This window comes from Chloracidobacterium sp. (assembly GCA_016720705.1).
Classification (GTDB): domain Bacteria; phylum Acidobacteriota; class Blastocatellia; order Pyrinomonadales; family Pyrinomonadaceae; genus OLB17.
Window position 1 is genome coordinate 1,625,904 of record JADKKB010000007.1, and the last position, 12,622, is coordinate 1,638,525.

Genomic DNA, 12,622 nt, shown 5'->3' on the forward strand with positions numbered 1-12,622 from the left:
TAGCGACTCGTCAAGGAAGATACGCCGCTGGCACAGGCTTGTCGCCTGCCGCACCGAATCCCTGAACCATGATTCCAGCGGTCGTGCGTTGTAAGTACCAGGTGTTGGTGCTGGGTCGAAATACCGCTGGATCCCATTTGCCGTCACCGTCATAATCTCCGGTAACCGGAAGATCACTGCTTAGGCCGAAAGGCACGGCGTAGTATGACTGATCCTCGCTTCGAAGTACGTACCATTCTCCGGTAGAAGGCCGCCAGAATGCGATGTCAGTTTTTCCATCGCCCGTGTAGTCGCCGGGTACGAGTTTATCCGTCGCGGTTCCAAAAGTAGCGGCGGTGGATAATCCATTTGAAGATTGTAATATCCACCATTGACCATTTGAAGGACGGAAGATCGCTATATCTGATTTACCGTCGCCGTCATAGTCTCCACGTACGGGTATGTCTGTCGACGCTCCAAAAGCTTGTGCTGTCGAACCGCCGGTTGAACGACTTATGTACCATGTCGCGGTCGATGGCCTGAAAACAGCGGCATCGGTTATATTGTCGCCGTCATAGTCGCCGGGAACCGGCACGTCGCTACTATTTCCAAATGGAAATGCATAGTACGTGAAATTTTCCGACCTCAAAACATACCATTCTCCGGTTGAAGGCTTCCAATATCCAATATCTGTCTTTCCATCGCCTGTATAATCAGCAGGTGTAAGTTTATCCGTGGAATCGCCGAACTGGAACGCTCTGTTTTGCCCATCGCTGCTTCTCAGATACCACCATTGACCGTTCGAAGGTCTGAATATTGAAACGTCCGTCTTCCCATCACCATCGAAATCAAATGGAGCACGGGCGACTCCGACCACCTGCGTGACGTTAAAGCTAACAAAGGTCAAGAACGAACCGTTATTGTATTGAACAATTATTGAACCGTTTCGCTGCGGCCCGGCGTTTGGTGCAATCGTGTAGTTTACCGTTCCGGCAAGAAAGCTATTGACCGTGATCCACGGAACATTACTGCTCGGCGTGGCACTGCTGCAGCCTGTTGATCGAGTAACGGTGAACGTGCCGGTAAAGGAACTGGGTTCGGCTAAAAGTCCGAACGGACTCAGAACCGTATCAGCACATATGTTTCTAGCGGGGGAAAATTCGGACGTATTATTCGTTTCATCCGTCGCCGTTGCGCTGACATATTGCCCGACCGTCGCGATCGGTACGTTGAATGTCACATCGAACGTACCATTTCCTGTGGCGTTCGTATTTACGGTCGTAGCACCGAGATAATTTCGCCCCTCGCCATAACCTGTCGTATCGACCGATGTGTTACCAAATAACTCGACCGTGAACGGTTTGCTGGCAATACTGTTGAGAGTGCCCTGAATCCTGACCGTCGAACTGGTCGCATATACGTATGTGATAACCGGAAAATTCTGCAAGTTATTGGCTCCGGTATCCGGATCGCCGGTATCGTTTTGAGTTACGCCAGCAGTTCCGAGGTCGATGCCAAGATTATCATTGCCAAATAGCTGATTTCGCTGGAAGCGATTCCTGATTCCGCCTTCGGCGTTGATCCCTGCGCGATTAAATGAGATCTGATTGCCTTCGTTCGCACCTGATCCGCCGATCTTGTTGTCAAACGTGCCGCCTCCAAGGATCACTCCGTCTGCACCATTTCCGATGTCACTATTTCCACCAAGATTGGTACCGATCTTATTAGCCTGAACCCAATTGTTCGACGTGTTATTGTCCGCAATAAAAATACCAAAACTATTGGCGCTGATGACATTGCCAAGCCCCGGCTTTCCGATCAGATTCGGGGTCTTGGACACAAAGTTGACTTCTGATCCCGCACCCGAAAGCAGAGCGATCCCGCTCGCCGAGTTTCCGACGGCTGTTCCGCCTGAAGAATCAGTGCCGATAAAATTGCCGATGACTTCGTTCGAATAAGACTGCTGACCGACAATCTTGATACCGTCGTTATTATTGCCGCTGATCACGTTGCGGGTCGCACCCGTCGGATCGCCCACGATCACGCCAAACGCATTTTCGAGATATATTCCGTTTCCTTGGTTTCCATCGTCGGATGTTCCATTGCTCGTTCCAATGAAATTATTGAGGATATCTATACCCTGAAGTGCCACCCGGTCACCGATTGGACTTGCAATGATCCTAATGCCGTCGAGTCCGTTTGTGTAGATATAATTTCTCTGGTTAGCTTGTGTGCCGCCTATTCGTATTGTTCGCGGATTGGCTTCGGAGTTCCCCGGAAAGCTAATTCCGCTCATACCATTGTTGTAGATCTCCAATCCTTCAAAAACCGAGCCTCGAGCATAGCCTGCTGAGATACCGTTTCGCTGAAAGTTCCTTATGACAAGGTTGCTGACCTTAGCATTTGTTGTCACGCTTAAATTATCGTTGAACGACAAAAATGTGATTCCATCGATGTTTCCTACTCCTGTACCATCGAGTATTACCTTGGTGCTGTTAGGCTTCATTCCCGATATCCAATCATCGCGATCGAGCAGTACATAATCGTTGATCTGATTTACGGCGTTGGAGAAAAAAATGAAGTCCGCCACGAATCTACCTACACCGCCGCCTACTGCCGCCCGCCAAATGGCCCCCGAACAGTTAGGGTCAGGCGGAAATGCTAACCACGTGACACCCGAGATCTGGTTTTTTTCGCCGTCGGTCAGATTTCGCAGCGACGAACCATCTCCTGCAAACCGAGATGCCTCGGACAGGCTCAACGACTGATTGCATGTGACACCTGCCGAGCTGTCATTAACAGTCAGAGTCGCACCCCAAGCAGCTCCAGCTTGCAAAATAAAAAAAGTGACTATCGAGACCAACGTCGCTTGAAATGTTTTCTTCATAAACTTGCTCCTTTCCGTATTCCTTGCCCAACATGCACTGACCGAAATCTGAGTGCTTTTCACCACGGCCGCTTTTGGTAGTGGGTAACAAATGCATCGCCATCAACCATAAGCATGGGGTCGCCGGTTTTAGGGTGATTGCGGCGTTCAAGCGTATAAGTTGTCGTTGTTCCGCTGTTTGAACGAGCTGTCAGCGAATTTGAGGTTGCGCTCCAGCGTCCGGAATCTCGACTCGATGAATTAGAGCCACCGTAGATGTTTGAATTACTTGTTTCGCCGGAGTACTCATATGTCCCATTACTATTCAGAGTGAAACACAGGTCAGATTGGCGACCGCCGCCGCTGGCGTTCACATTTGCCGAGTAACACCATTTTCCGACCAGATCTTGCGATACGCCACCACCACCACCGCCATTCGAACGTTGACCGCCGCCGGCACTTCGGTTCCTGACCGCGGCAAGCTCCTCATCGGACAGTCTCGTATAAACGACCTTTCTACCCTCGGCCCAGACGGTTAGGACGCCGGCACTCAAGGTAAAAGGAAACTTGATCTGCCCCTGATCATTGCCGATAATGATCGATTTGCCGACGACGGCATATTCATACTGATCATCGTTGATCGTAATCTTGCTACCCGGCTTAAACTAGATCAGAGCTTCGCTACTTTTCCAGTAGCCTTGTAACTGTTTGTCGATCGTGACTTTTTGTCCCACTGCGATGGTCACACATAGTGACATCAGTACACCGGCGAAAATTGTTGTTGCAAATTTGGTCATTATTCTCTTATCTCCTTAAAATTCGGTTTTAGGCATTGTCATCGATCGCGTGATCGGAAAACCGCTCGTCGGCTTCACCATTCATCAACAGCGGCGGTTGGTTGACACCGCTGCCACCCTGCGAAAGTTCAAGGTTCATCGGTTCTGCCGTTTGAGTTTCGGGGCCGATATCGATCCGAAACTTCGTTTCTTTGTAGCTCTCGATCGTTATTCGTGTATGCGAAAGTTTCATAATCTAATTGCCGCAATCACAACTTTTTATTGTGGACAGGTATGGTTTTAGCCTATTATCGAAGTCTAAATCCTTTAGTCGGGCTAAAATCGGGCTAAAATTTTTATAAATGAAGGAAAGTTCGACAAAGATCTATACATTCGGTGATTACTCGCTAAAGGTCGAGGACGGCACACTGTGGCACGGCACCGAGCGTATATCGGTCACGCAGAAATCTGTCGAAATGCTGACTCTTCTACTAGAGAATCGCGGTCGTGTTGTTACACGAGACGAGATCATCGAACGTCTCTGGCCCGATACCTTTGTTGACGAAAACAATCTTTCAGTTACCGTCTCGATGCTTAGAAAGGCTTTTGGGGAAAACAAAGGTGAACCGAAATTCATCGAAACGATTCCGCGAAAGGGCTATCGATTTATGGCGGACGCGACAGAATCCGAGGGTGCTCTCGTATTTACCTCACGAGAATATACGCGAACAGTGATCGAGCGGACTGAAATCGATGACGGAGCAACAACGGATGCTATCGCTCAATTGCGGTCGGGAGCACGTCGCCAGAATTACATTTTGGTCGTACTCGTCATTTTCACGGTCTTATTAATAGTTACAATCGGCTGGAACTACTACAGAGGCGATGGCCGAGATGTGTTTGCGTCGAGAGGCTCAAGAACGATCGCAGTGCTACCATTTCGTAATCTTTCGAGAGATGAAAGCGGAACACAGTTTTCACTTGGCCTGACCGACGCACTGATCACAAAGCTCGCTGGCCTTTCCGATCTGACGGTTCGCCCGACAAGTTCAGTTGTCGGATTTACAGATTCGGCTCCAACATTGCCCGAGGTAATCAAAGAGAAACTCAAGGTCGGAAATTACGTTGACGGCACGATTCAGCACGAGAATGGGCGATTGCGTGTGTCGGTACAGCTAGTTCAAGTATCAGACGGTTCGGTCGTTTGGGCGGAAACATTCGAAGAATCGGTAACCGAATTATTGCGGTTACAAGATTTGATCGCGGTCAAGGTCTTTGCGGCAATGCGTATCGAGGTCTCGCCGAAGCAAAAGGAGATGCTTGCCCGACGCGAATCAAAAAATGGCGAAGCCAATGCTCTGTATCTAAAAGGCCGCTACTACTGGAATCGGCGAAGTTCTGAAAACATCAAAAAGGCCGTCGAGTATTTTGAACAAGCTGTCGAAAAAGATCCAACATTTGCGCTCGGTTTTATCGGCGTTTCGGACGGATATCAAATGTTTAGCGAATATGGCGGCATCGAGCGAAAGGTCGCGATGGAGAAAGCCCGAACCGCCGTTTTACGTGCGATCGAGCTAAATGGTGATTTGGGAGAAGCGTATTGTTCACTCGGTTACCTGCAAGCATTCTATGACTGGGATTTTCCTGCCGCCGAAGCGAGCTTTAGGAAAGCGATCGAACTTTCCCCAAATTACGCTACCGCACACCAATGGTACGGCGAATTATTGATCGCTCAAGACCGGATCGATGAAAGCATCGAGCGGATTAAACGAGCTCTAGAAATAGACCCTGTATCGCCCATCATTCTCACCGATCTCGCGTCGTCGTATTATGTTGCTCGCCGATTCGATGATGCGATCAAAACCGCAAAAGAGGTCGAAGAGCTATCGCCTAACTTCCCAATGGCAAACTACTTTCTTGCATTCTGTTATGCACAAAAGGGAATGGACGCCGAAACTAAAAAATCGTATTACGTCGCTGATAAAACATGGTTGCCGGGCCTAACGAACTCCGATGAAAGTGCTTACACATTGCTTTCGCTCAAGGATCTTTATCTTCGCCGATATCGAGATGCGACGACGTCTCCCGTGAGCAAATATCTGAACGGTTATCAAAAGGCAATGAATGCGGTACTGGCACACGACTTCGAAGGCGTTTTCAGATGGCTTGAAATTTCGCTCGAAAGCCGTGACCGTTGGTTCGTCAATCTGGCGATGGATCCGATATGGGACCCGATCCGGACAGACCCGAGATTCAACGATCTTTTGCAGCGAAGCAGCCTCAAAAAATAGGATACTTAAATGGATAGACCGATAAACGATTATAGTGAATTTTGGGATTTCTATGTTTCAGAGCACAGCCTGCCGATGACGCGTGCCTTGCATTTCAGCGGTACTTCACTGGGTATTGCGTTGATGATCTTTTTTGTAGCCACTGGACGTTGGTATTTCTTTCCCGCTTTTTTCGTCGTCGGCTACGGATTTGCGTGGTTCGCTCACTTCGTTATTGAAAAGAATAAACCGGCGAGCTTTCGCTTTCCGCTGTGGTCGTTTATCAGTGATTTCAAGATGATCTGGTTCATGATCAGCGGGCGAATGGCGGCCGAAGTTAAGCGAGTTTTGGATAACGGAGCCATCATCGACGACCGAAACTCATAGATTTCAGGGCCGTCGGGTGCAGTTACGTCCCCCGAAACGGCGAATTTGGACTCAGAGAAATAATCGTCAAATTACTTTTCTAAATAAATATACTGTTCCCCAACTGTAGAATGGCTCAAGTCGTTCAACTCTTGGGCGGAATAGCGTAAAATGCTTCATTATGTCATCAGGCGATCTGATAAATCCCAATGCACTCAATTCGACTATAGAATTCCTCACGGCAATGGTCACGCCGGCGCTGCTGATCTCGGCGACGGGATCGCTGGTGTTGTCTACATCAACTCGTTTAGGGCGTGTAATAGACCGCGTACGGGCTCTCGAAGAAGTCCTGAGTGAACTGATATACGTCGAAGATAAAGAATCGGTCCCGCTTTACGAAAAACGAGTCGAGGTGATCGTCGATTTGCTCGATAAGGTCACAAGCCGATCTCGTATTCTTCAGAGGGCAATGGCAACTTTCTATTACGGTTTGGGCTGCTTTATCCTCACTAGCGTAACTATCGCGATCGCCGCGTTTTTCAGCTCATATCGTTGGGTTCCCATCCCGATCGGGATCATCGGTATAATGTGCCTTTTTTGGGGGAGCATCTATATGTTGCTCGAAACCCGTATGGCGACCGCTACCGTCAACGCCGAGATGGATTTCACCTGGGAACTCGCACGAAAGGTCGCCCCGAAGGACATAATTAGTAAATATTCGCCGAAGGGCAAGAATAAGGGTATGAAACCCGCAAAGATCAAACAGAATGGCCGCAAGTTACCTGACACTCTTAGCGGAGAATGAACTTGAGTCCCGCGTAGAAAAGCTCGAGTCACTACTCTCGGCTTGCAACATTTGCCCGAAAGACTGCGGCAACGATCGTCTAGATGACGAGATCGCCGCGTGCTACTCCGGGCGTCAGCCGATCGTATCGTCGTACACCGCACATTTTGGCGAAGAACCCTGTCTGTCCGGCACATTGGGTGCGGGAAACATATTTTTTGGCAACTGCAATCTCCGTTGCGTGTATTGCCAAAATTATCAGATCTCTCAAACCTGGCGTGAGCAAAAGAAGAATGAGATCACTCACGAACGCCTTGCCGAGATGATGCTCGAATTGCAGGAACGCGGCTGTCACAATATCGGCTTTGTCTCGCCCACACACTTTGCCCCGCAGATGGCGCGGGCGATACTGATCGCCGCTGAAAACGGTCTGACATTGCCGATCGTTTACAACACCAATGCGTATGATTCGGTTGAGGTGCTGAAATTGCTCGATGGGATTGTCGACGTCTATCTGCCGGATCTGAAATATGCCGACGCTGCCGCGGGGCTTCAGTATTCCAAGATACGTGACTATCCAAAGTTCGCCCGTGCCGCGATCAAGGAAATGCATCGTCAAATGGGCGACGAACTCGTCTTTGACGACGGCGGTTTGCTCAAACGAGGGTTGATGATCCGCCTGCTGGTACTGCCTAACGATGTCGCCGGTATCGAGGAAAATCTGCGATGGATCCGCGACGAGCTTTCGCCCAAAACCGCGATCTCGCTAATGGCGCAGTACTACGCGACCAACAAGGCCGCCACGGATGAGCGATATATTTTGCTGTCACGCCGCATCTCGGAGGGCGAGTGGTTTGAGGCTGTTTCCTTGCTCCACGAACTCGGCATTGACGAGGGCTTTATGCAGGAATACGAATCTGCGTCACACTATTACCGGCCGGACTTCGATGATGCGGAAAAGCCTTTCAGGGACATTCGCGACTTTCTCTAGCTGACCTGCACGCGGAGAAATTGATGGACCTTTCGTTCGGATATTAGCCATATGAAATACCAATATCGATCTATTTCGGCGTTTTCACGTTGCTTAGGCCTATCCTTACTCATCACAGCTTGTTGCTCGCTGATAACGGCCCAAACTCCTGCGGTCGGCTACACTCGCTGGGTCAATCCGTTCATCGGCACCGGCGGCCACGGGCATACTTTTCCGGGGGCGACGATGCCGTTCGGGATGGTGCAGCTCTCGCCCGACACGCGTATCGACAACTGGGACGGATCGAGCGGTTATCACTACTCCGACGACATCATCTACGGCTTTTCGCACACGCACCTGAGCGGAACGGGCATTCCGGATGGATGCGATATTTTGTTTATGCCGACGGTTGGTTACCCACAGCTTCCGCGAACGCGCGGGAACGAGACGCCTGAGAAGAATTACCAATCAACTTTTTCTCATTCGAATGAAAAGGCCGAGCCCGGTTACTACAGCGTCCGACTCGATAAGGGAGACATTCTGGCCGAGCTTACCGCAACATCACGAGTCGGCTTTCACCGGTACACTTTTCAGAGGAAAGCGGAAGCGGCGGTCGTACTCGACCTGAAATGGAGGGACAAGGTTCTTGACTCGGAATTTCGAATTGTCGATGACAAGCGGATCGAAGGTTATCGCCGTTCGAGTTCATGGGCGAAAAATCAGATTGTGTATTTCGTCGCTGAATTCTCCGAGACTTTCTCCACCATGAGCGCCGGTGGGAATTGGAACTCTTCGGGCGCAATGAAGGGAACCGATATGAGGGCGGCTCTACATTTTCGTCTCGGAAGCCGCAATAAGGTTCTTCTGAAGGTCGCGATCTCCCACGTCTCTATCGAAGGTGCTCGAAAGAATCTCGCTGCCGAGCTTCCCGGTTGGGATTTTGACAAGGTTCGCTCCGATGCGAAAGCGGCCTGGAACAAAGAGCTGTCGAAGATCGAGGTATCGGGCGGGACCGACGCACAGACGACTACGTTTTACACCGCCCTGTATCACACGATGATCCAGCCGAATATCTTCAACGACGTCGACGGCCGGTATAAAGGCCACGACGGGAAGGTACATCAGCTTTCGGGATATGCGGGTGTCAGTAGACCGCACGTAAGTAAGGACCCAACTGCGCAAGAAAGAACCACCCCGTCCGCTCAAAGCAGCGGCCACCCCTCCTTCGTAAGTAGGGGAGCTTCGGAGCAATACTCCGTCTTCTCCCTGTGGGACACATTCCGGGCGGCGCATCCGCTTTATACGATCATTGACCAGAAACGCACTGTCGATTTTATCAACACGTTTATCCGCCAATACGAGCAAGGCGGGCGGCTGCCGGTTTGGGAGCTTTGGGGCGAAGAGACCGACACGATGATCGGCTATCACGCCGTCTCGGTCATTGCTGATGCGATGGCAAAAGGGATCAAAGGCTTTGACTACGAAAAGGCCTACGCCGCCGCGAAACACTCCGCCGAACTCGACCATTACGGCCTCGCCGCCTACAAAAAACGCGGTTACATCTCGATGGAGGACGAAAACGAATCCGTCTCAAAGACCCTAGAATATGCTTATAACGATTGGTGTATCTCTAGGATGGCAAAGGTACTTTTACTACAGGAATCTAAGCAGCCGAAAAATTCGCCAAAGCCGAGTTTCAACGCATCAACCGGAATCGCTTCCTTACCAATTGATATGGAAAAACAGCGATATCAGAAGGAGTTTGTCCAGTATCTAAGACGTGCGCGCTACTTCGAAAACCTCTTCGACACTAAAACAGGTTTTTTCCGTCCAAAAAAGAACGGCGGTTTTGTCGAGCCTTTTGCTCCGAACGAGGTGACATTTGGCTTCACCGAGGGCAATTCGTGGCAGTATTCGTTCTTCGTTCCGCACGATGTTACGCGGTTGATGGAGCTGATGGGCGGGCGTGAGAGGTTCGCGGCGAAGCTTGATGAGCTTTTTTCAACGGACGTGAAACTCGCCGGTCGCGAGCAGGCCGACCTGACCGGCCTCATAGGTCAATACGCGCACGGCAACGAACCCTCGCACCACATTGCGTATCTATATAATTACGCACAGCAACCGTGGAAAACGCAGCAATACGTCCGCCAGATAATGGACGAATTCTATAAACCGACGCCAGATGGCCTGATCGGCAACGAAGACTGCGGCCAGATGTCCGCGTGGTATATCCTAAGCGCAAGCGGTTTCTATCCTGTAAATCCGGGCGACGGCATTTACGCTTTCGGCACACCGCTGTTTCCCGAGATGACGTACCGCCTTGAGAACGGTAAGACATTTACCGTCAGAGCAAAGAATGTGTCGGCAGCAAACAAATACATACTGAATGCCAAGCTAAACGGAGCTCCATACAAGAAAGCGTTCATAACTCACGCCGATATTATGTCAGGAGGTGTACTCGAATTTTCGATGATCGATCAACCGGTTAGTACGGCATTCAGCGAGTTTCCGGTCTCATCTCTCGGCATCAAAACGGTCGCGGTTCCGGTCATCACCGGCGGGCGGACCTTTGGCGACAATACAAGTGTAGCGATCTCGACGCTGACTCATAACGCGAAGATCTATTTCACAACTGACGGCACCGTGCCGACAAAAGACTCGACACTTTACACCTCACCGCTTACGGTCGAGCGGACAATGACGATCAATGCGGTCGCGATCGGTGCCGATGGAGCAGCGAGCTTTCCGGTCGAGGCTGTTCTGAAAAAACTTCCGAACGAATGGACCGTACGCGTTATCTCGTCGTACAGCACTCAATACACGGGTGGCGGTGATAATGCGATCATCGATGGTATTCGCGGGACGGTCAATTTTGCTAGCGGCGAGTGGCAGGGCGTACAGGGAAAGACATACGAAGCCATTGTTGATCTGCAGCGTGAGACTGAGGTCAAGGAACTTGGCGGTAGCTTTCTACAGGTCGCGGGGCCGTGGATTTGGATGCCCGACCGCGTCGAGTTTGAGACCTCGTTGGACGGCACCAACTTCACTAAAGCAGCCGAGATCAAACCCGGCTTTTCACAAACGGAAATGACCCCGACGGTTCGCGAATACGTGCAGAAGATAGTGCCAACGCAGACCCGTTACGTCAGAATGCGCGCATTCAACTTTGGCAAGATACCGTCGTGGCACCTCGGCGCAGGCGGCGACCCGTGGATATTCGTGGACGAGATAATTATTAGGTGACCGACAGCCTCCCGATCAAAAAATCGACCGTATCCGATTAACGTGCGTCTAAGATACAGCGGCATTAATTGTCCGAGGTAATTGTTTATGGACAGACGTTATTTCTTGAAGGCTACCGGTATCGGACTCGCGAGTTTTGGCGTCATGGCTGCGGCTCCGGATTTTTTGCATCAGTTTGCCGCTGCACAATCGGCGACAAAGGGGTACGGCAAGAAAAAAGTTCTCGTAACGATATTTCAACGCGGTGCCGTCGACGGGCTGAATATGGTCGTGCCGTATGGCGACGACAGCTATTACAGTGCCCGGCCCACAATCGCCATCCCGAGTCCAAAGCAAGCCAATGGAGCGATCGATCTCGACGGGCATTTCGGACTGCACCCGAGCCTCAAGCCGCTAGAGAAGTTTTGGCAGTCAAAGCAGCTTGCAATAATCGACGCGGTCGGTTCGCCGGACAATACGCGTTCGCACTTTGACGCTCAGGACTATATGGAATCGGGCACGCCCGGCAACAAGGGCACCCGCGACGGTTGGCTAAACCGCGTGCTGCAAACGAGCACTACTAAGGAAAAATCGCCGTTCCGTGCGGTTTCATTTACGCCGCAGTTGCCGCGCTCACTGTATGGCCGATCGCCTGCAGTTGCGATGACGAGTCTTGGTGATTTCTCGATAAAGGCCGGAATATATTCTCAAAATATGAAGGGCGGATTCGAGGGCCTTTACGAACAAAACACGAAAGATACGCTCGGTGAGACCGGTAAGGAAACATTCGAGGCGGTCAACTATCTAAAACAGGCCGATCCGTCGCAGTTCAAGCCCGAGAACGGCGCCGTTTATCCTAATTCGGCTCTCGGCCGTTCGCTGAGGCAGATCGCCCAGTTGATAAAAGCCGGCGTCGGCCTCGAGGTCGCCTTTACCGAAATGGGTGGTTGGGATACGCACTCAAACCAATCTGCGGGGCAGAATCCCGCTCAGGGCCAACTCGCTAATCTTTTACGTGATTTTGGTGAATCAATCGCCGCGTTTGCCGTCGATCTTGGCCAGAGAATGGACGACGTCGTTCTGATCACAATGTCCGAATTTGGCCGCACAGTACGCGAAAATGGGACGCGCGGCACTGACCACGGCCACGCCAACGCAATGATCGTGCTCGGTAATCCCATCAAGGGCGGAAAGGTTTACGGCGATTTTCGCGGACTCAAGAGTGAAAAACTGTACGATGGCCGCGACCTCGACGTCACCACGGATTTCCGCGATGTCTTTGCGGAGGCCGCCTTCAAACACCTTGGAGCCAAGGATCTAGCGAAGATATTTCCAAACTACTCCGTGACCAAAGAGAAATTCCGCGGATATCTTGGCTGATATCACGCA

Annotated in this window: 9 protein-coding genes; 6 read left to right on the top strand and 3 right to left on the bottom strand. The window is 50.9% G+C overall.

Going from position 1 to position 12,622, the window contains the following annotated elements; translation table 11 throughout:
• Window positions 1–10: 10 nt before the first annotated feature.
• The 3 genes from IPQ00_14450 to IPQ00_14460 form a co-directional block, all read right to left on the bottom strand.
• Entirely contained in the window at window positions 11–2,866 is a 2,856-nt protein-coding gene (locus IPQ00_14450) for a VCBS repeat-containing protein (protein MBL0241763.1), read from the bottom strand.
• Window positions 2,867–2,925: 59 nt separating this feature from the next.
• A complete protein-coding gene (locus IPQ00_14455) occupies window positions 2,926–3,399 on the bottom strand; it encodes a hypothetical protein (GenBank protein ID MBL0241764.1) in 474 nt (157 codons plus the stop codon).
• Window positions 3,400–3,670: 271 nt separating this feature from the next.
• Window positions 3,671–3,874 (bottom strand): hypothetical protein, encoded by a 204-nt coding sequence (locus IPQ00_14460; GenBank protein ID MBL0241765.1) that lies wholly within the window; start codon window positions 3,872–3,874, stop codon window positions 3,671–3,673.
• A 109-nt stretch (window positions 3,875–3,983) separates the two neighbouring features.
• Between IPQ00_14460 and IPQ00_14465 the strand changes: the two genes are divergently transcribed.
• From IPQ00_14465 to IPQ00_14490, 6 genes are all read left to right on the top strand, one after another.
• Complete coding sequence (locus IPQ00_14465; GenBank protein ID MBL0241766.1) at window positions 3,984–5,912, top strand: winged helix-turn-helix domain-containing protein; 1,929 nt, start codon at window positions 3,984–3,986, stop codon at window positions 5,910–5,912.
• A gap of 9 nt (window positions 5,913–5,921) precedes the next feature.
• Window positions 5,922–6,278 (top strand): DUF962 domain-containing protein, encoded by a 357-nt coding sequence (locus tag IPQ00_14470; GenBank protein ID MBL0241767.1) that lies wholly within the window; start codon window positions 5,922–5,924, stop codon window positions 6,276–6,278.
• A 160-nt stretch (window positions 6,279–6,438) separates the two neighbouring features.
• Window positions 6,439–7,062 (top strand): DUF2721 domain-containing protein, encoded by a 624-nt coding sequence (locus IPQ00_14475; protein MBL0241768.1) that lies wholly within the window; start codon window positions 6,439–6,441, stop codon window positions 7,060–7,062.
• The gene (locus tag IPQ00_14480; GenBank protein MBL0241769.1) at window positions 7,025–8,032 is read left to right on the top strand and encodes a radical SAM protein; all 1,008 of its coding nucleotides are present in this window, start codon (window positions 7,025–7,027) and stop codon (window positions 8,030–8,032) included. Before IPQ00_14475 ends, IPQ00_14480 begins: the two co-directional genes overlap by 38 nt.
• Window positions 8,033–8,083: 51 nt before the next feature.
• Window positions 8,084–11,254: a GH92 family glycosyl hydrolase gene (locus IPQ00_14485; GenBank protein MBL0241770.1), complete on the top strand. Its 3,171-nt coding sequence runs from the start codon at window positions 8,084–8,086 to the stop codon at window positions 11,252–11,254.
• Between the two features lie 87 nt (window positions 11,255–11,341).
• Entirely contained in the window at window positions 11,342–12,613 is a 1,272-nt protein-coding gene (locus IPQ00_14490; protein ID MBL0241771.1) for a DUF1501 domain-containing protein, read from the top strand.
• Window positions 12,614–12,622 lie beyond the last annotated feature (9 nt).